General features: G+C 72.0%; 22 protein-coding genes. 9 read left to right on the top strand and 13 right to left on the bottom strand.

Annotated elements, in window-relative coordinates:
* The 8 genes from ACH5HR_RS03190 to ACH5HR_RS03155 all read right to left on the bottom strand — a co-directional run bounded on the left by ACH5HR_RS03190 (position 1) and on the right by ACH5HR_RS03155 (position 5,376).
* On the bottom strand, positions 1-1,038 hold the full coding sequence (locus ACH5HR_RS03190; RefSeq protein ID WP_402371236.1) for a FecCD family ABC transporter permease: 1,038 nt from the start codon (positions 1,036-1,038) through the stop codon (positions 1-3).
* Between the two features lie 57 nt (positions 1,039-1,095).
* Complete coding sequence (locus ACH5HR_RS03185) at positions 1,096-1,656, bottom strand: DedA family protein (protein WP_402371239.1); 561 nt, start codon at positions 1,654-1,656, stop codon at positions 1,096-1,098.
* Positions 1,657-1,670: 14 nt separating this feature from the next.
* Entirely contained in the window at positions 1,671-2,099 is a 429-nt protein-coding gene (locus tag ACH5HR_RS03180) for a Fur family transcriptional regulator (protein ID WP_402371242.1), read from the bottom strand.
* Positions 2,096-3,004, bottom strand: a complete 909-nt coding sequence (locus ACH5HR_RS03175) for a metal ABC transporter permease (RefSeq protein WP_416476407.1) — start codon at positions 3,002-3,004, stop codon at positions 2,096-2,098. Before ACH5HR_RS03175 ends, ACH5HR_RS03180 begins: the two co-directional genes overlap by 4 nt.
* A 14-nt stretch (positions 3,005-3,018) precedes the next feature.
* Complete coding sequence (locus ACH5HR_RS03170; protein WP_416476201.1) at positions 3,019-3,822, bottom strand: metal ABC transporter ATP-binding protein; 804 nt, start codon at positions 3,820-3,822, stop codon at positions 3,019-3,021.
* Entirely contained in the window at positions 3,819-4,772 is a 954-nt protein-coding gene (locus ACH5HR_RS03165; RefSeq protein ID WP_416476200.1) for a metal ABC transporter substrate-binding protein, read from the bottom strand. Before ACH5HR_RS03165 ends, ACH5HR_RS03170 begins: the two co-directional genes overlap by 4 nt.
* A 77-nt stretch (positions 4,773-4,849) precedes the next feature.
* Entirely contained in the window at positions 4,850-5,254 is a 405-nt protein-coding gene (locus tag ACH5HR_RS03160; RefSeq protein ID WP_402371250.1) for a type II toxin-antitoxin system VapC family toxin, read from the bottom strand.
* Positions 5,251-5,376, bottom strand: a complete 126-nt coding sequence (locus tag ACH5HR_RS03155; RefSeq protein WP_402371252.1) for a hypothetical protein — start codon at positions 5,374-5,376, stop codon at positions 5,251-5,253. Before ACH5HR_RS03155 ends, ACH5HR_RS03160 begins: the two co-directional genes overlap by 4 nt.
* Positions 5,377-5,542: 166 nt before the next feature.
* Here ACH5HR_RS03155 and ACH5HR_RS03150 point away from each other — a divergent pair, with 166 nt between their 5' ends.
* Positions 5,543-6,931 carry a glycine--tRNA ligase gene (locus ACH5HR_RS03150; RefSeq protein ID WP_416476198.1) on the top strand — a complete coding sequence of 463 codons (1,389 nt, stop codon included), beginning with the start codon at positions 5,543-5,545 and terminating at the stop codon, positions 6,929-6,931.
* A gap of 94 nt (positions 6,932-7,025) precedes the next feature.
* Here the strand turns inward: ACH5HR_RS03150 and ACH5HR_RS03145 are convergent, their stop codons facing one another.
* Positions 7,026-7,175: a hypothetical protein gene (locus tag ACH5HR_RS03145; protein ID WP_402371258.1), complete on the bottom strand. Its 150-nt coding sequence runs from the start codon at positions 7,173-7,175 to the stop codon at positions 7,026-7,028.
* A 157-nt stretch (positions 7,176-7,332) separates the two neighbouring features.
* Between ACH5HR_RS03145 and dusB the strand changes: the two genes are divergently transcribed.
* Positions 7,333-8,586 (top strand): tRNA dihydrouridine synthase DusB, encoded by a 1,254-nt coding sequence (gene dusB / locus ACH5HR_RS03140; RefSeq protein WP_416476196.1) that lies wholly within the window; start codon positions 7,333-7,335, stop codon positions 8,584-8,586.
* Positions 8,587-8,632: 46 nt separating this feature from the next.
* Here dusB and ACH5HR_RS03135 read toward each other — a convergent pair whose 3' ends face one another.
* Both ACH5HR_RS03135 and ACH5HR_RS03130 read right to left on the bottom strand, forming a co-directional pair.
* Positions 8,633-10,381: a glycoside hydrolase family 13 protein gene (locus ACH5HR_RS03135; RefSeq protein ID WP_416476194.1), complete on the bottom strand. Its 1,749-nt coding sequence runs from the start codon at positions 10,379-10,381 to the stop codon at positions 8,633-8,635.
* Positions 10,382-10,519: 138 nt separating this feature from the next.
* Positions 10,520-11,542 carry a LacI family DNA-binding transcriptional regulator gene (locus tag ACH5HR_RS03130; RefSeq protein ID WP_402371265.1) on the bottom strand — a complete coding sequence of 341 codons (1,023 nt, stop codon included), beginning with the start codon at positions 11,540-11,542 and terminating at the stop codon, positions 10,520-10,522.
* A gap of 193 nt (positions 11,543-11,735) precedes the next feature.
* Between ACH5HR_RS03130 and ACH5HR_RS03125 the strand changes: the two genes are divergently transcribed.
* From ACH5HR_RS03125 to ACH5HR_RS03095, 7 genes are all read left to right on the top strand, one after another.
* A complete protein-coding gene (locus ACH5HR_RS03125; RefSeq protein ID WP_416476192.1) occupies positions 11,736-12,983 on the top strand; it encodes a sugar ABC transporter substrate-binding protein in 1,248 nt (415 codons plus the stop codon).
* Positions 12,984-13,051: 68 nt separating this feature from the next.
* Entirely contained in the window at positions 13,052-14,689 is a 1,638-nt protein-coding gene (locus ACH5HR_RS03120) for an ABC transporter permease subunit (RefSeq protein WP_416476191.1), read from the top strand.
* Position 14,690: 1 nt separating this feature from the next.
* Complete coding sequence (locus ACH5HR_RS03115) at positions 14,691-15,605, top strand: sugar ABC transporter permease (RefSeq protein WP_416476189.1); 915 nt, start codon at positions 14,691-14,693, stop codon at positions 15,603-15,605.
* Positions 15,606-15,659: 54 nt separating this feature from the next.
* Complete coding sequence (locus ACH5HR_RS03110) at positions 15,660-16,232, top strand: hypothetical protein (RefSeq protein WP_402371273.1); 573 nt, start codon at positions 15,660-15,662, stop codon at positions 16,230-16,232.
* A gap of 41 nt (positions 16,233-16,273) precedes the next feature.
* Positions 16,274-16,789, top strand: coding sequence for a mycothiol transferase (locus ACH5HR_RS03105; protein WP_402371275.1), 516 nt, complete (start codon positions 16,274-16,276; stop codon positions 16,787-16,789).
* A gap of 24 nt (positions 16,790-16,813) precedes the next feature.
* Positions 16,814-17,557 (top strand): metallophosphoesterase family protein, encoded by a 744-nt coding sequence (locus ACH5HR_RS03100; RefSeq protein ID WP_416476186.1) that lies wholly within the window; start codon positions 16,814-16,816, stop codon positions 17,555-17,557.
* A gap of 33 nt (positions 17,558-17,590) precedes the next feature.
* Positions 17,591-18,922 carry a deoxyguanosinetriphosphate triphosphohydrolase gene (locus ACH5HR_RS03095; RefSeq protein ID WP_402371278.1) on the top strand — a complete coding sequence of 444 codons (1,332 nt, stop codon included), beginning with the start codon at positions 17,591-17,593 and terminating at the stop codon, positions 18,920-18,922.
* 20 nt (positions 18,923-18,942) lie between these two features.
* On the opposite strand, the gene ACH5HR_RS03090 is transcribed toward ACH5HR_RS03095, so the two are convergent.
* Positions 18,943-19,548: a GrpB family protein gene (locus ACH5HR_RS03090; protein ID WP_416476184.1), complete on the bottom strand. Its 606-nt coding sequence runs from the start codon at positions 19,546-19,548 to the stop codon at positions 18,943-18,945.
* A 63-nt stretch (positions 19,549-19,611) separates the two neighbouring features.
* Positions 19,612-20,070, bottom strand: coding sequence for a VOC family protein (locus ACH5HR_RS03085; RefSeq protein WP_416476182.1), 459 nt, complete (start codon positions 20,068-20,070; stop codon positions 19,612-19,614).
* Between the last annotated feature and the right edge of the window lie 3 nt (positions 20,071-20,073).

Here is a 20,073-nt window from a genome sequence, read left to right as displayed (position 1 = left end):
TCACACCCCCGCGACCTTGCGGCCACGTGCCACCGCGACCAGGACCGGGGCGCCGATCGCGGCCGCCACGACTCCGGCCTCCAGCTCGGTGCCGGGCAGCAGCAGGCGGCCGATGACGTCGGCGCCGAGCAGCATGACCGGCCCGAGCAGCGCGGAGAGCACGAGGATCCAGCGGTAGTCCGTGCCGACGAGGCGCCGGGCGGCGTGCGGGACGGCGAGGCCGACGAGGGCGATCGGGCCGGCGAGCGCCGTCGCGGAGCCGGCCAGGAGCACGATCGTCAGTCCGGCCACGGCCCGGGTCACGCCCACCCGCTGGCCGAGCCCGCGGGCGACGTCGTCGCCGAGGGCGAGCATGTTGAGCCGCTGTGCCAGCCCTGCGGCGAGCACGGTGCCGGCGGCGACGAAGGGCAGGACGACCAGGAGGGTCTCGAGCCCGCGGCCGGTCAGTGAACCGACCGCCCAGAACCGGTAGAGGTTGAAGGCCTGCGGGTCGCGCAGCAGCACGAGGGTGATGAGCGGTGTGATCAGCGCGGTGACGGTTGCGCCGACGAGGGCGAGCCTCACCGGCTGTCCGGAGCCGATGGAGAACACCAGAGCGGCGGCGGCCGCGGCGCCCAGGAAGGCGAACCACACGAACTGCGAGGGCGCCGTCAGCCCGAGCAGCCAGACCGTGCAGACGACGGCGAGCGAGGCTCCGGAGTTCAGCCCGAGCAGCCCGGGATCGGCGATCGGGTTGCGGGTGACGCCCTGGATGACGGCTCCGGTGACGCCGAGGGCGAGGCCGGCGGCGAGGCCGACGAGGGCCCGGGGGACGCGCTGGCCCATGATGACCTGGTGGTCCACGTTGCCGGCTGCGGGGGCGGTGAGTGCCTCCCAGACGACGGGCAGCGAGACGTCGCGGACGCCGAGCACGAGGCTCGCGACCACGATGAGGGCCAGCACTCCGAGGGCGACCGCGCAGGCGGCGATCTTGCGACGGGTCCGCTGTCCCACCTGACGGGCCGCGTCCGAGGACGTGACCGGTGGTGAGGTAAGCATTGCCTAAGTCTGACACAGGCCTCGGGGTGCTCACGCACCCGTCCGGCCCGTGAGAGGTCAGCCCCGCTCGGCCGCCGCCTCGACAGCGGCGACGGGGCGTGCCGCGCCCGCCCGGGCCCGACGGCGGCGCAACAGCCAGGCGGTGAGCCCGATCGCGAGCGCACCGGCAGCCCCGAGGGCTGCCGGGTCGAGCAGGAACAGCAGGATCGCGCCGTAGACCACGGCGGTGCCGACGGTGGTCCAGATGGCCGCCCAGAGGAGGCAGCCGAGGGTCAGTGCCATGAGGTAGCGCCCGAGCGGCATGCGCAGGTAGCCGGCCGCAAGATTGACGACGGTCTGGATGCCCACGGTGAGGAAGGACACGGTCACCGCCGCCGGCCCCCAGCGGTGGATGCGGTCGATCACCTGGACGGCGCGCGGGGAGGCCAGCAGCCGTGCCACTCGGGTGCCGCCCATGCCGCGGGCGACGCCGCGGCCGAGCCAGTACGTCGCCTGGGCGCGAGCCATGACGATGCAGAACGCGATGACGTACACGGCCCAGAACGGGAAACCCTCGAGCGTGAAGACGCCGTGGCGCCCGACCTCGTCGGTCGCGGTGGCGGTCAGGGCGGCGAGCATGCCGCCATCATGCCCTACTGAGGTATGCCTGGCCTAACTTTCCTGCCTGCCGACGGTCGGCAGTCGGTGCACGTGCCCCAGAGCTCCACCGTGTGCTCGATGTCCGTGAACCCCTGCGACGCGCCCACCTGCGCGGCCCACGACTCGACGGTGGGCCCGTCGATCTCGACCGCCCGGCCGCAGGAGCGGCACACCAGGTGGTGGTGGTGCTCGGTCCGCGCGCAGCGACGGTAGAGGGCCTCGCCGTCGTCGGTGCGCAGCACGTCCACCTCGCCGCCGGCGGCGAGCGCCTGCAGTGTCCGGTAGACGGTGGCGAGGCCGACGGCGTCCCCGCGGTCGCGCAGCTGCTCGTGCAGCTGCTGGGCGCTGCGGAACTCGTCGGTGGCGTCCAGCGCGCCGGCGACGGCGGCTCGCTGCTTGGTCATGCGCAGCTGCTGGGTCATCTTTCGCACTCTCCTGCTTCGCTGGTGGTCCCCACCTCGACGTCGTCGGGGATGTCGGGGTGCGGGTCGCGTGCCGGCCGGCGGCGGGCCAGCAGCGGGTGCAAGCCTGCCACGACCGCGTACACCGCGATGGCCAGGACCACGATGAGGGAACCTGGGGAGACCGGGTACCAGTAGGTGATGCTGAGCCCGACGACGCACACGACGACCCCGATCACCGAGCCGACGGCCATGGTGCGCCGGAACGAGTGGGTGACGAGCTGGCCGATCGCGACGGGCACGATCATGAGCGCGGAGACGAGCAGCAGCCCGACGACGCGCATCGCGACGGTGACGGTGAGGGCCGCCAGCACGGCGACGGCCATGTTGAGCGCCCAGACGGGTAGGCCGGAGGAGATGGCGAACTCCTCGTCGAGGCTCACGGAGAACAGGGCGGGCCGCAGCCCGACGCCCACCAGGAGGATGAGGGCGCACAGCACCACGGTCAGGATCAGGTCGGTGCTGGTCACCGTCGAGATCGACCCGAACAGGTAGGCCATGAGGTTTCCCGAGGAGCCGCCGGCGATCCCGATGATGAGCACGCCGCCGGCGATGCCTCCGTAGAACATGATGGCCAGGGCCAGGTCGCCCGAGGTGCGCCCGCGCCGTCGGACCACCTCGATGAGGACGGAGCCGACGACGGCGGCCACGACGGCGCCCGGGATGGCCAGGACGTCGTCCGGCACCAGGCCGAGGGCCGCCCCGACGAGCCAGCCGAGCGCCACGCCGGTGAGGGCGACGTGCCCGATGCCGTCACCGAGCAGCGCGAGCCGGCGCTGCACCAGGTAGGTGCCGACCACGGGCGCGCTCACGCCGACGAGCAGGGCTGCGACGAGCGCCCGCTGCATGAGGGGGTCGGTGAGCATGAGGCCGATCTCGCTCACGAGCCCGCCTCCGTCGATCCGGTACCGAGGGGGCCGTCGGAGAGGCCGACCTCCGGCGTCTGCACGGGCAGCTCCGAGGTGTGCGGGTGCACGTGCTCGTGGCCCGTGGCGTCGTGGGCGCCGTGCGGGCGGGGCGGGGCGCCGTCGTGCACCACCTTGCCGTGCCGCAGCACGACGGCGCGGGTGACGAGACCGGCGAGCTCACCGAGCTCGTGCAGGACGACGAGCACGGTCAGGCCGCTGCCGACGAGCCGCGTCATGGTGGCGGCGAACGCCTCCTGGCTGGGCCGGTCGACGCCCGCGACGGGTTCGTCGAGCACGAGCACCTCGGGCTCGCGCACCAGGGCGCGGGCGATGAGGACGCGCTGCTGCTGCCCGCCGGAGAGCTGGCTGGTGGCGTCGTCGGCGCGGTCGGCGAGGCCGACCTGGTCGAGGGCGTCGCGCGCCCGGCTCCGCCAGCCGCGGGGCAGGGCGAGACGGCGGCCGTGCAGCAGCCCGGAGGCGACGACCTCGGCCGCCGTCGACGGGACACCCGCGGCGGCGCTGACCCGCTGGGGGACGTAGCCGATGCGGTGCCAGGGCACGCCGTTGCCGAGCGGATGGCCGAGCATGCTGACCTCGCCCTGCGACGGGGTCAGGACGCCGACCACGGTGCGCACGAGGGTCGACTTCCCGGACCCGTTGGCGCCCAGGAGGGCGACGACCTCGCCGGCGTCGACGCGCAGGTCCACGCCGCGCAGCACGTGGCTCGCGCCGAGGCGTACGTGCACGTCACGGGCATCGATGACGGGAGAGGTCACGCGCAGCCCAGCCCCTCGGTGATGGCGGCGAGGTTGTTGTCCATGACAGAAAGGTAGTCCGCCCCGGACTCCGCGGCGTCGGTGGACAGGCCCTCCAGCGGGTCCAGGACGGCGGTGGTCACGCCGAGGTCGTCGGCGAGGGTCTCGGCGACCTTCGGGCTGGTGAGGGTCTCGGTGAAGATGGTCCGCACGTCGTTGTCGGCGACGACGTCGCCGATCTCGCGCAGGCGGGCCGGGGACGGCTCGGCCTCCGGGTCGAGGGCGGAGATGCCGATCTGGGACAGCCCGTACCGCTCGGCGAGATACCCGAACGCGGCGTGGCTCGTCACGAGGGTCTCGCCCTGGCACGGCTCCAGCGCGGCGGCGTACTCCGTGTCGAGGTCCTCGAGCGTGGCCTGGAGGGCGTCCGCGTTGGCCGTGTAGGTGGCGGCGTTGTCCGGGTCAGCGCCACCGAGCTCGGTGGCGACCTCGTCGGCCACGGGGATCAGCAGGGTGGGGTCGAGCCAGAAGTGCGGGTCGGTGTTGCCGTGATCGTGGGTGTCGCCGGATTCCTCGTCCGCGTGCTCGGCGGACCCGGGGTTCTCCTCCAGCGTGACGAGCTCGGCGGCGTCCACCACGTGCTCGGGGGCGCGGGCCTCGACGGCCTCGTCGACGGCCGGCTGGAACCCGGACTGGAAGACGACCAGGTCGGCGTCACCGACCTCGCGCACCTGGGAGGGCGCGAGCTCGAGGTCGTGCGGCTCGGCGGCCGGGGGAGTGAGGTTGTCGACGCTCACCAGGTCGCCGCCGACCTGCTCGGCCACGTACTGCAGCGGGTAGAAGGAGGCGAGCACCTGCATCCCGTCGCCCGTGCCGTCGGCTCCGGTACCCACACCGTCGGTGCCGCAGGCGGCCAGGACGAGAGCGAGGGGCAGGGCGGCTGCGACGGGCAGCGCGAGGCGTCGGGGCATGAGAACCATTCTCAGCCTTGGCAGGAACCTCTGTCAAAGAGGTCGGGTGGGGCGTTCGTCACGCTGCGCGCCGAGTGTCAGGCGTGGTAGCCCGACTCGAGTCCGTAGACGTGCCTCCCACGCGCCCCGGCCTCGCGGGCCAAGCGTTGGTCGAAGGTGGCGAGAGCGACGTCGAGGTGCTCGGCGAGTGCGAGCACGCATGCGGCAGGCATCTTCAACGACGTCTCGGCCCGCACCACGGCGAGCGCTTCCGGCGCCGGGTCGCCCTGAGGGGAGAGCGCGAACCCGGCTTCGGCGAGCTTCGCGCGGACTGAGGCGTGAGCACCCACGCGGGCCGGGCCGACGAGGAGCTCGGCGAGGGTCAGGGAGTGCATCGCGATGTGCTCGAGTCCGTGTTCCCGCACGATGCGTCGGGCACCTGAGTGGTGGACGTGGTCCGGTTGGGCTGCGGCGATCACGACGTTCGCGTCGGCGACGATCACTCGCCCCACCCTTCACGCACGTCGTCCAGGTATCCCTTCGAGTAGAAGGCGGCCAAGGAGGTGAGCTCCTCCACGGCCCGATCGTGCTCGACATCGCGAGAGCCGCACTCCTGCTCGATCACGGTGGCGCCCTCTTCGATCAGGTGTGTCAGCAGTCGGGTCGCAGGCTGCGCTCCGCCCCGCCCGGTAGGCTGGCAGACCGGCGCCGTCGTCCGTTCGCAGGCGCCGTCCTACCGTGCACACCCGCCCCGCAGGAGCCACCTGCGGGGTCGACCTCAGGAGTGATCCGTGGCTGCATCCGCGACCGCCCAGCTCGACGCCGTCGTCTCCCTCGCCAAGCGCCGGGGGTTCGTCTTCCAGTCCGGCGAGATCTACGGCGGGACCCGCTCCGCGTGGGACTACGGCCCGCTGGGCGTGGAGCTCAAGGAGAACATCAAGCGGCAGTGGTGGAAGGCCATGACCCGGCGGCCCGACGTGGTCGGCCTGGACTCGGCCGTCATCCTGCCCACGCCCGTGTGGAAGGCCTCCGGCCACCTGGGAGCGTTCACGGACCCGCTGACCGAGTGCCTGAGCTGCCACAAGCGGTTCCGCGAGGACCAGATGATCGAGGAGTTCACCGAGCGCAAGGGCCGTGCGCCCGAGGGCGGGCTCGCCGAGATCGCCTGCCCGAACTGCGGCACCCGCGGCGAGTGGACCGAGCCGCGCGACTTCAATATGATGCTCTCGACGTACCTCGGCCCGGTCGAGGACGAGTCGGGCCGCCACTACCTGCGCCCCGAGACGGCGCAGGGCATCTTCGTGAATTTCGCCAACGTGGCGGCCGCGTCGCGGCAGAAGCCGCCGTTCGGCATCGCGCAGATCGGCAAGTCGTTCCGCAACGAGATCACGCCCGGCAACTTCATCTTCCGCACGCGCGAGTTCGAGCAGATGGAGATGGAGTTCTTCGTCGAGCCGGGCTCGGACGCCGAGTGGCACCAGTACTGGATCGACACGCGCATGGCCTGGTACACCGACCTGGGCATCGACCCGGAGAACCTGCGCCTGTACGAGCACCCCGAGGACAAGCTCTCGCACTACTCGACCCGCACCGTGGACATCGAGTACCGCTTCGGGTTCACCGGCAGCGAGTGGGGCGAGCTCGAGGGCATCGCGAACCGCACCGACTTCGACCTCAGCACGCATGCGAAGCACTCGGGCAAGGACCTGATGTACCGCGACCCGGTGACCAACGAGAAGTACTTCCCGTACGTCATCGAGCCGGCCGCCGGCCTGACGCGGTCGCTCATGGCGTTCCTCGTCGAGGCCTACGCCGAGGACGAGGCCCCCAACACCAAGGGCGGCGTCGACAAGCGCACCGTGCTGCGTCTCGACAAGCGCATCGCGCCGGTCAAGGCCGCCGTGCTGCCGCTGTCCAAGAGCGCCGACCTGCTGCCCACGGCGGACAAGCTCGCCGCCGAGCTGCGCCAGCACTGGAACGTCGACCACGACGTCACCCAGGCGATCGGCAAGCGGTATCGCCGTCAGGACGAGATCGGCACGCCGTACTGCGTGACGGTCGACTTCGACACCCTCGAGGACCAGGCCGTCACGATCCGTGACCGGGACACCATGGCCCAGGAGCGTGTCGCGCTCGACCAGGTCGCGGGCTACCTCGCCCAGCGGATGCCCGGCGTCTGAGGCTGATCCGCCCGAGCACGCGAACGGGGGCCGTCCCGAGTGGACGGCCCCCGTTCTGCTCCCGCACTCGGGCGGGAGCACGTCAAGACGACGATCAGGTCTTGGCGCGCCTCATGAGCGCCAGCACGAGGCTGACGACCAGGACCGCGACGCCGATCCAGAGCAGGAACATCCCGATCTCGGTCGCAACACCGAGAATGACCAGCACCACGCCGATCAGGATCAGAATCAGCCAGAGGGGCATGTCGACCTCCTTCGTCCGTCACGACAGTTTTTGTCGCGACATGTTCCGAACGTGTCACAGGTTCGCGGTGCTGGCACGTCGAGCGATCGTCCGGTGACCGGTGTCACGCATCCGGGAGGCTCTGACGGCCCGGTGTCGCCGGGAGACGTTTGCGACAATGGCGGATGTGACTTCCACGCTCGAACCCGTCAGCACGACGACGCCGCAGCCCGCCAGCGCGACCGGGGCTCCGTCGTCGGGCACGCGCGTGCTGCCCCCGCTGCAGATCGGGCCGATCACCGTCGGCACGCCCGTGGTCCTCGCACCCATGGCCGGCGTCACCAACCGCGCCTTCCGCACGCTGTGCCGCGAGGCCGGCCGCTCCACCGGGTTCGACCCGGGGCTCTACGTGGCGGAGATGGTCACGAGCCGGGCGCTCGTGGAGCGCAACACCGAGGCGCTGCGCATCGTCACCTTCGGCGACGACGAGACGCCGCGCTCGGCGCAGGTCTACGGCGTCGACCCCGCGACCGTCGGCGCCGCCGTGAAGATCATCGCGAGCGAGGACCGCGCGGACCATGTGGACCTCAACTTCGGCTGCCCCGTCCCCAAGGTGACCCGCAAGGGCGGCGGCTCCGCGCTGCCGTGGAAGAAGCAGCTCTTCAGCGACATCGTGCGCGCCGCCGTGGACGCCGCCGAGCCGTACGGCGTCCCCGTGACGGTCAAGATGCGCAAGGGCATCGACGACGACCACCTGACGTACCTCGACGCCGGCCGGACGGCCGCGTCCCTCGGGGTGGCCGCCGTCGCGCTGCACGCCCGCACGGCGGCGGAGCACTACTCCGGGACGGCGGACTGGTCCGCTGTCGCTCGCCTCAAGGAGGCCGTGACCACGGTGCCGGTGCTCGGCAACGGTGACATCTGGTCCGCCGAGGACGCACTGCGCATGGTCCGCGAGACCGGCGCCGACGGTGTCGTCGTCGGCCGCGGCTGCCAGGGCCGCCCCTGGCTGTTCGCCGATCTGGCCGCCGCCTTCAACGGCTCCGACCAGCGGGTGCGGCCCGGTCTGCGCGAGGTGGCCGGGACGATCCACCGCCACGGCGAGCTGATGATCTCCTACTACGACGGCGACGAGTCCAAGGCGATGCGCGACCTGCGCAAGCACATGGCCTGGTACCTCAAGGGCTACGCCGTCGGCGGCGAGACCCGCCGTGAGCTGGCGATGGTGTCCACGCTCGACGAGCTGCGTACGCTCCTCGACGCGCTCGACCTCACGCTCGGCTACCCGGGGGCCGACGCCGAAGGGCCGCGCGGGCGCGCCGGCACGCCGAAGAAGCCGCACCTGCCCTACGGCTGGCTGGACTCGCGCGAGCTGGACGCCGAGTTCGAGGCGAAGCTGCGCGAGGCCGAGCTGAGCGTCTCCGGCGGCTGATCCCCGCCGAGACCGCCCCACTACCTCGGCGCGAACCCTCGGAGCGTCAGACGCGCAGCCAGACCGTCGTGTCGGCCGGGAGCATGCCTTCGGCAAGGTCGCCGGAGGCAAGGAGCACCTCGATCTCGGGCAGCGCGACCGGATCGGATCCCAGGTTCGCCACGACGGCGACGCCACGGTCGACGAACGCCACGACGTCGGGGGAGTCGGCCCAGGCCTCGAGCCAGGTCAGCCCGCCGTGCCCGAGCCCTTCGGCGCGCCGCGTCGCCAGCGCCGCCCGGTACAGCTCGAACGTCGAGCCGTCGACGCCGTACTGGGTGTCGGCGGCGTAGCGGCCGTAGGACTCGGGCTGGGGGAGCCAGGTCTCACCGGACGGTCCGAACCCGTACCCGGGGGCGTCGGCCTCCCAGGGCAGCGGCACGCGGCAGCCGTCGCGGCCGGCCTCGGCGCCACCGGTGCGGAAGTGTCCGGGGTCCTGGCGCACCTCGTTCGGCAGTGTCGTGTGCTCGGGCAGGCCGAGCTCCTCGCCCTGGTAGAGGTAGGCCGAGCCAGGCAGGCCGAGCATGAGCAGCGAGGCGGCCCGCGCCCGGCGCAGACCCAGCTCCTCGTCGGGCTGCGGGTCGGTCGCGAACACGCCGTTCGGGCGCACGCCCACCTCCGGCAGCCCGAGGCGGGTGGCGTGGCGCACCACGTCGTGGTTGGACAGGACCCACGTCGTGGGGGCGCCCACCTCGTCGTTGGCACGGTACGACGCCGCGATCACGCGGCGCAGAGCGGCCGCGTCCCACGCGGTGGTCAGGAACGAGAAGTTGAACGCCTGGTGCATCTCGTCCGGTCGCACGTAGCGCGCCAGGCGGGAGAGGGGCTCCACCCATGCCTCGGCCACGAGGCAGCGGTCGCCGTCGTACTCGGCGAGCACGCGGTGCCAGGACCGGTAGATCTCGTGGACGCCGTCCTGGTCGAACATCGGGCCCTGGTTGCCGGCACCGGTGGAGCCGTCCTCGGGCGCGCCGGGGTCGACGGGCTGGTCCTCCTCGGCGGCGCTGCCCTCGACCATCGAGACGTGACCGTGCCAGTCCGGCAGGCCGTCGGCCTTGACCATGCCGTGGGCGACGTCGATGCGGAACCCGTCCACGCCCTTGTCGAGCCAGAACCGCAGCACGTCCTCGAACTCCGCGCGGACCTCGGGGTGGTTCCAGTCCAGGTCGGGCTGGGAGGCGTCGAACAGGTGCAGGTACCACTGGCCGTCGTCGACGCGCGTCCAGGCCGCGCCGCCGAAGATCGACTGCCAGTTGTTGGGCGGTTCGGAGCCGTCCGGCCCGCGGCCGTCGCGGAAGATGTAGCGGTCGCGCGCGGGCGCCCCGGGCTCGGCGGCCAGCGCCTCGGCGAACCAGACGTGCTGGTCCGAGGTGTGGTTCGGGACCAGGTCGACGATGACCCGCATGCCGCGCTCGTGGGCGCCGGCCAGCATCGCGTCGAAGTCGGCGAGGGTGCCGAACAGCGGGTCGACGTCGCGGTAGTCGGCGACGTCGTAGCCGGCGTCCTTCTGCGGGGACCGGTAGAACGGCGAGAGCCAGACGGCGTCGACCCCGAGGGTCTGCAGGTGGTCGAGCCGGGACGTGATGCCCGGGATGTCACCGATGCCGTCGCCGTTGCCGTCCGCGAAGGAGCGCGGGTAGACCTGATAGATGACGGCGTCGCGCCACCATTCGCGGGCTGCGGCGGATCCGACGTGCACGGTGCCGTCGGCGGTGAGCGGCGCGGGCGTCGGAGGGGTCGGCTCGGTGGTGGCCATGAGGGTCCTCGATGAGTCGGCGGTAGGTATGTCGGTCGAGTGTATTCCTTGCTGCAAGGTTTGCAACGCTGGCGCGGGGCGCGCCCGGGCGTGTCGCACTTGCAGACCAGCCTGCGTGGCAGGCTGGGTGCGCGCAAATCAGGCGCGGGGGGCGATGCCCGTGGATCCGCGCACCACCAGCTCCGGTGCGAACAGCAGCTCCGTGCGCGGGGCCGGGTCGCCGCCGATCTCGGTCAGCAGCGCGCTGACCGCGGCGTGGGCCATCGCCTCGACCGGCTGGCGCACGGTGGTCAGCGGCGGGTCGGTGAAGGCGATGAGCGGAGCGTCGTCGTACCCGACGACCGAGACGTCCTCCGGGACGCGGAGCCCGCGCGCCCGGGCAGCCCGCACGACCCCGAGGGCCATCAGGTCCGAGCCGCAGACGACGGCCGTGTGGCCGGAGGCGAGGAGCTCCGCGGCGGCGGCCTGACCACCCTCCAGCGTGTACAGCGTGCTGGTGACGTGGCCGCGCGCGTCGGCCTCGTCGTCGGCCAGCCCGTGCCGCACGAGCGCCGCCATGAACGCGGCCACCTTGCGCTGGGCCGGGACGTACCGCTCGGGCCCGATCGCGAGGCCGATCCGGCGGTGACCCAGCGTCACCAGGTGCTGGACCGCGACGTCCACGCTGGCGACGTCGTCGGGGGAGACGAACGGTGCGTCGATCCCCGGGGCGTAGCCGTTGACCAGCACGATGGGGATGCCCTGTCCGCGCAGCAGCTCGTAGCGGGTGTGGTCCGCCCGGGTGTCCGCATGCAGACCGGAGATGAAGACGATGCCGTCGACGGAGTGGTCCACCAGCGTGGAGACGTACTCGTCCTCCGTGGTGCCGCCGGGTGCCTGGGTGCACAGCAGCGGCGTGTAGCCGCGTTGCGCCAGGATCGATTCGACGGCCTGCGCGAAGGCGGGGAAGACGGGGTTCGTCAGCTCGGGGACGACCAGGCCGACGAGCCCGGCCGAGCGCCCACGCAGGGCGGTGGGCCGCTCGTACCCGAGGACGTCGAGGGCGGCCAGGACGGCCTGTCGCGTCGAGCTGGCGACGCCTGGCTTGCCGTTGAGCACGCGCGAAACCGTTGCGGTGGAGACGCCGGCCTGCTCGGCCAGGTCGCTCAGTCGGGTTCGCACGCCGCCGATCGTAGGTGACAACGGACCCCCTCGTCCTGGGCGACCATCGGCTGGACGCCAGTTCGTACGTCGTGTTGCAGAAATGTTATTGCAAGATCTTGCAAAAGGCGACTGAACCTCCTAGATTCTCCGCCAGCAGGGCCCACCGGCGTCCAAGCCGTCGGGCCATCCTTCTGATGCTGGGAGTACCACGATGCGACGGAGCATCCTTCTTGCCTCCGCCCTGGTCACCACCCTCGCCCTGTCGGCGTGCGGCGGGACCGACGATGCCGGTGAGGCAGCCGAGGGGAACACCGAGGAGTCGGCCGCCGAGGACACCGCCGCGGACGGCGGCGCCCTGACGGTCTGGGTCGACGAGACCCGGCAGGCTGCCGTCGAGGCCGCCGCCGAGGACTTCGAGGCCGAGACGGGCGCGGAGGTCGAGCTCGTCCTCAAGCCGTTCGAGGACATCCGCGCCGACTTCATCGCGCAGGTCCCCACCGGCGAGGGCCCCGACGTGACGGTCGGAGCGCACGACTGGCTCGGCGAGCTCATCACCAACGGCGTCGTGGCACCCGTCGAGCTCGGCGACAAGGCCGCCGAGTTCGAGGAGGTCGCCGTCCAGGCGTTCACCGCCGACGAGCAGGTCTACGGCCTGCCGTACGCGATCGAGAACATCGCCCTGATCCGCAACACCGAGCTGGCGGACTCCGCCCCGGCCACGTGGGACGACGCGATCGCCGCCGGCAAGGACGCGGGGACGAAGTTCCCGTTCCTCGTCCAGTCCGACGGGGAGAACGGTGACCCGTACACGTACTACCCGTTCCAGACGTCGTTCGGCGCCCCGGTGTTCGAGCAGAACGCCGACGGTTCCTACGCCCCGGAGCTCGCCATGGGCGGCGAGAACGGCGAGGCCTACGCGCAGTGGCTCGCCGACCAGGGCGAAGCCGGCAACCTGACCATCGACACCACCTACGACATCGCGGTCGAGGCGTTCGCCAACGGCGAGTCGCCCTTCATCGTGGGCGGGCCGTGGATGCTGGAGCAGTTCTCCGACCTGGACCTGGCGATCGACCCCGTCCCGGCTCCCGGTGACGAGCCCGCCCAGCCGTTCGTCGGCGTCCAGGGCTTCTACGTCAGCGCGAAGAGCGAGAACGCCCTGCTCGCCAACGACTTCCTGGTCAACTACCTGTCCACCGAGGAGGCGCAGACGGCGCTCTTCGAGGCGGGCGGCCGTCCGCCGGCACTGACGGCCGCTGCCGACGCCGCGTCGTCTGACCCGATCGTCGGGGGCTTCCGCGAGGTCGGCGCCGACGCCGTGCCGATGCCCTCCATCCCCGAGATGGGTTCGGTGTGGGCCTTCTGGGGCGTGACCGAGGCCGGCATCATCTCCGGCAAGGCCGAGCCGGCCGAGGCGTGGAACAAGATGATCTCGGACATCGAGGGCGCGCTCGACTCCTGACGTCCTGACCTCCCTGTGCCGGGCCGCGGTGACGCCGCGGCCCGGCACGCCAGCCCGGAAGGCCACCGATGACCGACCTGCAGCACGTCGCCGACGCCCGCGAGACGTTTGGCGACGCCACCCCGCCCCCTGACGAGCGCCGCCGTCGGACCGCGCGGCGCGACGAGTCCCCGGCCGGGCGCTACGGCCCCGGCTTCGTGGCCAAGCTCGCCCTGATGGCCGTCGTGGACGCGTTCGGCGTCTACGTCGTCTGGTCGGCGTGGGTCGCCGAGTCGTGGATCGTGCTCGGCGCGATGGTGGCGATGCTCGCCGTCGCGAACTGGGTGTACTTCTCCCGGCGCACCGTGCCGCTGAAGTACGTGCTGCCCGGCCTGGTCTTCCTGTTCACGTTCCAGATCTTCACGATCGCGTACACCGGCTGGGTGGCTTTCACGAACTACGGTGACGGTCACAACTCGACCAAGGATGACGCGGTCGTCGCGCTGCTGGCGCAGAACGAACGTCGTGTCGAGGGCTCGCCCAGCCTGCCGCTGACCGTCGTGAGCGACGGCGACGACCTCGGTTTCGCCGTGGTCCGGCCGGACGGCACGACGGCGGTGGGCGACGCGGACGACGCGCTCGCCTCCGTCGAGGCCACGGTGACGGACGGACAGGTCGCCGCCGTCGACGGGTGGGACGTCCTGGACCGCCAGGAGATCCTCGAGCGCCAGAGCGAGGTCACGGCGCTGCGGGTGCCCGTCTCCGACGACCCGAACGACGGCTCGGTCCGGACCCAGGACGCCCGCACCGGGTACGTGTTCACCCCGACGCTCGTCTACGACGAGACTGCCGACACCATGACGGACACCGTCACGGGCACGGTCTACACCCCGAACGACGACGGGCAGTTCGAGGCTGCCGACGGCACCACCCTGCAGGTGGGCTGGCGCGTGTTCGTCGGGTTCGACAACTTCACCACCGCGTTCTCCGACTCCCGGTACGCGGGCCCGTTCTTCAAGGTCGTGGTGTGGACCTTCGTGTTCGCGTTCGCCTCGGTGGCCACCACGTTCCTGCTCGGGATGTTCCTGGCGACCGTCTTCAACGCCCCGATCCGGGGCCGCAAGCTCTACCGCACGCTGCTGATCCTGCCGTACGCGATCCCCGGGTTCGTCGCCCCGCTGCTGTGGTCGGGGCTGCTCAACCGCAGCTTCGGGTTCGTCAACCAGGTGCTGCTCGGCGGGGCCGCGATCCCGTGGCTCACCGACCCCTGGCTCGCGAAGTTCTCGATCATCGCGGTCAACCTGTGGCTCGGCTTCCCCTACATGTTCCTCATCTGCACGGGGGCGCTGCAGTCGCTGCCCACGGACGTGATGGAGGCGGCGAAGATCGACGGCGCGGGGCGGCTGCGCACGTGGCGCTCGGTGACGATGCCGTTGCTGCTCGTCTCCACCACGCCGCTGCTCATTTCGAGCTTCGCGTTCAACTTCAACAACTTCGCGCTGATCTACATGCTCACCGGCGGCGGGCCGCGGTTCGACGACGCGTCCGTGCCGCTCGGCCACACCGACATCCTCATCACGATGGTCTACTCCGTGGCCGGGCTGGACGGCAGCGCGCCCAAGAACTTCGGTCTGGCCAGTGCCTTGTCCATCGTCATCTTCGTGATCATCGCGACGATCTCGGCCATCGCCTTCAAGCGGACCCGCTCGCTCGAGGAGATCAACTGACATGACCGCCTCCACGCTCCCCGAGAACCGTGCCGCACGTCCGGTGGCGGCGGCGTCCCGTCGTCGGCAGCCCGCCGGACGCTGGTTCGCCGAGACCGGCTGGCGGCACGTCGTCGGCGTCGTGTTCGTCGTCTACGCCGTGTTCCCGATCGTCTACGTGCTCTCGGCGTCGCTCTCCGAGGGCGGCACCCTGACGGGGTCCAACCAGCTCTTCGACACGATCGACGGCGGGAACTACGCCGCACTGTCCGGCACGGCGTTCTGGTCCTGGTTCGTCAACTCGGTCCAGGTGGCGGTGGTGACCTCGATCGGCACCGTGCTGATGGGGGCGGCCGCGGCGTACGCCCTCAGCCGGTTCCGCTTCCAGGGCCGCCGGGCCGGGCTCACGACGCTGCTGATCGTGCAGATGTTCCCGCAGATGCTCGCGTTCGTGGCGATCTTCCTGCTGCTCATCAGCCTCGGAGAGGTGGTGCCGGCCCTCGGGCTCAACTCCAAGGTGGCGCTCGTGTGCGTCTACCTGGGCGGGGCGCTGGGCGTGAACACGTTCCTGATGTACGGGTTCTTCAACACGATCCCGCGCGAGCTGGACGAGGCCGCGAAGATCGACGGCGCCACGCACGCGCAGACCTACTGGACGATCATCCTGCGGCTGGTCACGCCGATCCTCGCCGTCGTCGCGCTGCTGTCGATCATCGCGACGTTCGGCGAGTTCGTCATCGCGCGCGTGCTGCTGCAGTCCGAGTCGAACTGGACCCTCGCCGTCGGCCTCTACTCGTGGGTGTCCAGCCTGCTCGAGGCCAACTGGGGGTTGTTCGCCGCCGGCGCCGTCATCTCGACGATCCCGATCCTCGCGCTGTTCCTGTTCCTGCAGAAGTACATCGTCGGCGGTCTGACGGCCGGGTCGGTGAAGGGCTGACGAACATCGGCCCGGCCTGTGGCGGTGGTCACACCGCGGCCATAGCCTGGGCGCATGACGGATGACACGCGCAGCTACACCCCGGATCTCGGGCGCCTCACCGACGCCGCCGACGACTCGTTCTCCGTGCGCCGCGCGTACGGCGAGCCCTATGAGCATCAGGGCCACCTCGTCATCCCCGTCGCCAAGGTCTGGGGCGGGATCGGCACGGGCTCCGGAGGTGGCGGCGGCACGGGCGCAGGCCACGGCTCCGGGCAGGGGACCGGCACGGGGAAGGGCTCCGGCCACCTCGGCGGCTGGTCCCGGAGCTTCCAGCTCGGTTCGCGCTCCAGGGCTGCCGACGAGCCCGGCGACGACTCGGCGAACGGGTCCGACGCGGGTGACGCCTCCGGTGACGCCCAGGGCGAGATCCGCGCCGAGACCCACGGCGAAGGGTCGGGCGAAGGTGGGGGCGGGGGCGGCGGCTTCGGTCTCCAGGTCAAGCCGCTCGGCGTCTACGTCGTCTCGCCGGAGGGTGCCCGCTGGCAGCCCGTGCTCGACCTGAACAAGGTGATCCTCGGCGGGCAGGTCGTCGGGATCGCGGTCGCGCTCGCCGCCGGGTGGGCGCTCGGCCGCCGCCGACGCTGAGGCCCGCCCCGAGCCGAACCACCCGGAAGCACGGAGGACTGATGGACGGCATGCAGCTGCTGGAGGACCTGTACGCACGGATCGGGCCCACGCTGCGCCGTGGCGTCGAGGGGGTGTCCGACCACGCCCTGACGGCACGGCTCGACCCGGCGTCGAACACCATCGCGTGGCTCGCCTGGCACGCCGCACGGGGGCAGGACCTGCAGGTGTCCGAAGCCTGCGAGCGTGAACAGGTGTGGACCGCGGGCGCGTGGGACGAGAAGTTCGCGCTGCCGTTCGGCCCGGAGGACTCCGGCAACGGCCACACCGCGGACGACGTCGCAGCGGTACGCGCACCTGCCGAGCTGCTGCTGGGCTACGTCGAGGACGTCCAGAACGAGTCCCTCGACGTGCTCACCGGTCTGGCCGACGTCGACCTGGAGACTGTGGTCGACCGGTCGTGGGACCCGCCGGTGACGCTCGGTGCCCGCCTCGTGAGCATCGCCGTCGACTCCCTGGAGCACGCCGCGCAGATCGACTACCTGCGCGGCGTCCTCGAGAGGACGGGGCGGGCGTAGCCGTCGGCTGTGGGAGCATCGGGCGTGGCCACCGAGCGGATCGCGATCATCTCCGACGTCCACGGCAACCTCACCGCGCTCGACACCGTGCTCGCGGACGTCGCGGCACGCGGGATCGAGCGCATCGTCAACCTGGGCGACGACGTCGGCAAGGGGCCGCGCGGGCGCGCCGTCGTCGACCGCACCACGCAGGTGTGCGAGGTCAACGTCCGCGGCAACTGGGACGACTTCCTGCCGCAGATCCCCGACGACGGCGCGCCGGAGATGGTGTGGTGGCGCGACGAGGTCGGCGCCGACCGGCTCGCGGCGATCCGGCGCCGACCCTTGTGCCACGACCTGCGGCTGTCCGGTCGGCGCATCCGCCTGTTCCACGCCTCGGCGGCCAGCGTGCACACGCGCGTGCACTTCCACCACACGCCGGAGGAGTTCGCCGGCATGTTCGCCGCCACCGAGCTCACCGGTCCCGGCCCGGAGCCCGACATGGTGGGCTACGGCGACGTGCACGACGCCTACGTCGAGACGGACCGCGGCCGCACGCTGTTCAACGTCGGCAGCGTCGGCAACGCCCTCGACGAGCCGAGCGCCGCCTACGCGATCCTCGAGGGCGTGCCCGACACCGTCTACCCCGCTCCGTTCGGCCTGCAGCTCGTGCGGCTGCCCTACGACGTCGACGCCGAGCTCGCCGCCGCCCGCGCGGCGGATATGCCGCAGTACGCCGCCTGGGAGCAGGAGCTGCGTACCGCCGTCTACCGGGCGCTGACGCCGTGAGCACCGTCGGTGGTGCTCGGTAGGCTGCTCCCCGTGCAGACGTTCTCGCAGGACGCGTTCGACCCGACCGTCGTCGGGACCGGGCCGCGCCCCGCCCCGGGCGAGGAGGGTACGGCGTCGTACACCGACGCCGACACCGAGCGGTGGGCGGTCGAGCCCGCCAAGTCGAAGCACCGCACGCCCTTCGAGCGGGACCGGGCGCGGGTGGTGCACTCCTCGGGGCTGCGCCGCCTCGGCGCCAAGACCCAGGTGCTCACCCCCGGCAGCGACGACTTCGTACGGACGCGCCTGACCCACTCCCTCGAGGTCGCCCAGGTGGGGCGCGAGATGGGCCGCGCGCTGGGCTGCGACCCCGACCTCGTGGACACGGCCTGCCTGACGCACGACCTCGGCCACCCGCCGTTCGGGCACAACGGCGAGCGGGCGCTCGCGGACATCGCGGCCGGCATCGGCGGGTTCGAGGGCAACGCCCAGACGTTGCGGCTCCTGACCCGCCTCGAGCCGAAGATCATCGCCGACGACGGCGCCCCCCGCGGTCTGAACCTCACGCGTGCCTCGCTGGACGCCAGCGTCAAGTACCCGTGGCGTCTCGGCGAGGGACCGCCACGGCCCGACGGCCGCTCCACCCACAAGTTCGGTGTCTACCCGGACGACGCCCCGGTGTTCGCGTGGCTGCGCCAGGGAGCGCCGCGCGGGGGAGTGCGCTGCATGGAGGCCCAGGTGATGGACCTGGCCGACGACATCAGCTACTCGGTGCACGACGTCGAGGACGCCGTGGTCGGCGGCCGGGTGGACCTGCGCCTGCTGGACGACGAGTCCGAGCGCCGGCGGGTGGTGGAGCACGTGCGGTCCTGGTACGGCGACTGGCACGACCCCGAGGCGCTCGACGCCGCCCTGTGCCGGCTGCTGGGCACCGGCCATCTCGTGACCGACTTCGACGGCTCACGGCGGTCGCTCGCCGCGCTCAAGGACGCCACGAGCCAGCTCATCGGCCGGTTCAGCGGCGCGGCGCAGCGCGCGACGCGTGACGTCTACGGCGACGGCCCGCTCACCCGGTACTCCGCCCGGCTGGTGGTCCCGGACGACACGGCCGACGAGATCCTCGCGCTCAAGGGCGTGGCCGTGACCTACGTGATGGCGCCGCGCGAGTCCGAGCCGGTCTACGGTGCGCAGCGGGAGATCATCGCCGACCTGGTGACGGCGATCGCGGACCGGGCGCCGGTGGCGCTGGAGCCGGCCTTCGCGGCCGACTGGGCCGAGGCGGCCGACGACGACGCCCGGCTGCGCGTCGTCGTCGACCAGGTGGCCTCGCTCACCGACGTCTCGGCGATGCAGCTGCACGCGCGGCTGGTGCGCGGCGACTGACCGCGTACCGGGCCGGCGGGTCAGACGAGCCCTGCCGCGGCGAAGGCGCGCGCGTAGATCTCCCGCACGACCTGCTGCTTGCGGGCGTTGTACTGCATGACGTGCTCTCCGGCCGCGTTCGCCGCCTCGGCCGCTGCGAGCTTGGCGTGCCCGTAGCGGGCGCGGTCCTCGGGCGCGGAGCGCAGCCAGTCGCGGAACAGGCGGTGCCGGAACGCCTCCGGGCTCCCCGGGGACCAGACGTGCAGGTTGGTCGGCAGGCCGTCGTGGCGGAGGCACCGGTGCTCGTACCACCACGGCTCGCGCACGCGGAGCACGAACCCGGCAGCGGTCAGGGCGGGCACGTACGCCTGCTCGTCGGTGGAGTCGGCGACCGTGAGGTCGATGTCGATGATCGGCTTGGCCGGCAGGCCCGGCACCGCGGTGGACCCCACGTGCTCCACGACGAGCGCGCGGAAGTCCAGCGCCCCGCGGACCAGGCTCTCGACCTGCGCGAAGCGGTCTGCCCAGGCCGGGTCGTGGTCGGCGATCGCCACGTCGGTCTCGAGGAGGGCGCCGTCCACCCACGGCGTGCTGCCGGGTGGTCCGGGTGCGTCGTCGAAGGTCACGATCTGCGCGGCGGTGGGCATTCTCCGCACCCTATCCGGACGCGGGCGGCGCCGGTGCGGCACCGGCCCGTCGCCGCAACGACGTCACGACTGCTGGTCGGCCGTCCACGCGTCGCTGGCCCGCTGGATGTCCGCGGTGGTGACGTGGTCGGCGACGGTCACGAGGAACCAGCGGTGCCCGGCCGGGCATCGCACGGCGGCCTGCCGGAAGCCGGAGAACCAGTCCTCCGGAGGCTGCACGCTGGTGGCGCCCGCCGCGACGGCGCGGTCGTGCGCGGCGTCGGTGTCCTCGACGTGCAGCGTGAACGACGCCGTCGTGCCGCCGTCCGGCTCGGGAGCGACGGTGCCGGCCCCCGGGAACGCCGCGGCCACGGTGAACGTCGAGCTGCCGCGCGCCGTCGTGATCCTCAGGTCGGAGTGGATGATCGCGTCGCCGGCGGTGATCTCGTCGAGGAGCTCGGCGCCGAGGCCGGCGACGTAGAAGTCGATGGCGGCACGGGGGTCGGCGACGGTCAGGTTGGGGTGCAGCGGGGACAGGTCCATGGT

It is taken from the genome of Isoptericola maris, assembly GCF_048065335.1.
In the GTDB taxonomy this organism is placed as follows: domain Bacteria; phylum Actinomycetota; class Actinomycetes; order Actinomycetales; family Cellulomonadaceae; genus Isoptericola; species Isoptericola rhizosphaerae.
This window is presented reverse-complemented; position numbering and strand designations above follow the sequence as displayed.

Excerpts from the sequence above, each read along its gene's own strand:
- ACH5HR_RS03135 (WP_416476194.1), bottom strand. The coding sequence starts at position 10,381 with ATGGCCACCACCGAGCCGACCCCTCCGACGCCCGCGCCGCTCACCGCC.
- ACH5HR_RS03145 (WP_402371258.1), bottom strand. The coding sequence starts at position 7,175 with ATGCCCCTCTGGCTGATTCTGATCCTGATCGGCGTGGTGCTGGTCATT.
- ACH5HR_RS03115 (WP_416476189.1), top strand. The coding sequence starts at position 14,691 with ATGACCGCCTCCACGCTCCCCGAGAACCGTGCCGCACGTCCGGTGGCG.
- ACH5HR_RS03180 (WP_402371242.1), bottom strand. The coding sequence starts at position 2,099 with ATGACCCAGCAGCTGCGCATGACCAAGCAGCGAGCCGCCGTCGCCGGC.
- ACH5HR_RS03090 (WP_416476184.1), bottom strand. The coding sequence starts at position 19,548 with ATGCCCACCGCCGCGCAGATCGTGACCTTCGACGACGCACCCGGACCA.
- ACH5HR_RS03125 (WP_416476192.1), top strand. The coding sequence starts at position 11,736 with ATGCGACGGAGCATCCTTCTTGCCTCCGCCCTGGTCACCACCCTCGCC.
- ACH5HR_RS03165 (WP_416476200.1), bottom strand. The coding sequence starts at position 4,772 with ATGCCCCGACGCCTCGCGCTGCCCGTCGCAGCCGCCCTGCCCCTCGCT.
- ACH5HR_RS03120 (WP_416476191.1), top strand. The coding sequence starts at position 13,052 with ATGACCGACCTGCAGCACGTCGCCGACGCCCGCGAGACGTTTGGCGAC.
- ACH5HR_RS03110 (WP_402371273.1), top strand. The coding sequence starts at position 15,660 with ATGACGGATGACACGCGCAGCTACACCCCGGATCTCGGGCGCCTCACC.
- ACH5HR_RS03085 (WP_416476182.1), bottom strand. The coding sequence starts at position 20,070 with ATGGACCTGTCCCCGCTGCACCCCAACCTGACCGTCGCCGACCCCCGT.
- ACH5HR_RS03185 (WP_402371239.1), bottom strand. The coding sequence starts at position 1,656 with ATGCTCGCCGCCCTGACCGCCACCGCGACCGACGAGGTCGGGCGCCAC.
- ACH5HR_RS03190 (WP_402371236.1), bottom strand. The coding sequence starts at position 1,038 with ATGCTTACCTCACCACCGGTCACGTCCTCGGACGCGGCCCGTCAGGTG.
- dusB (WP_416476196.1), top strand. The coding sequence starts at position 7,333 with ATGGCGGATGTGACTTCCACGCTCGAACCCGTCAGCACGACGACGCCG.
- ACH5HR_RS03105 (WP_402371275.1), top strand. The coding sequence starts at position 16,274 with ATGGACGGCATGCAGCTGCTGGAGGACCTGTACGCACGGATCGGGCCC.
- ACH5HR_RS03175 (WP_416476407.1), bottom strand. The coding sequence starts at position 3,004 with ATGCTCACCGACCCCCTCATGCAGCGGGCGCTCGTCGCAGCCCTGCTC.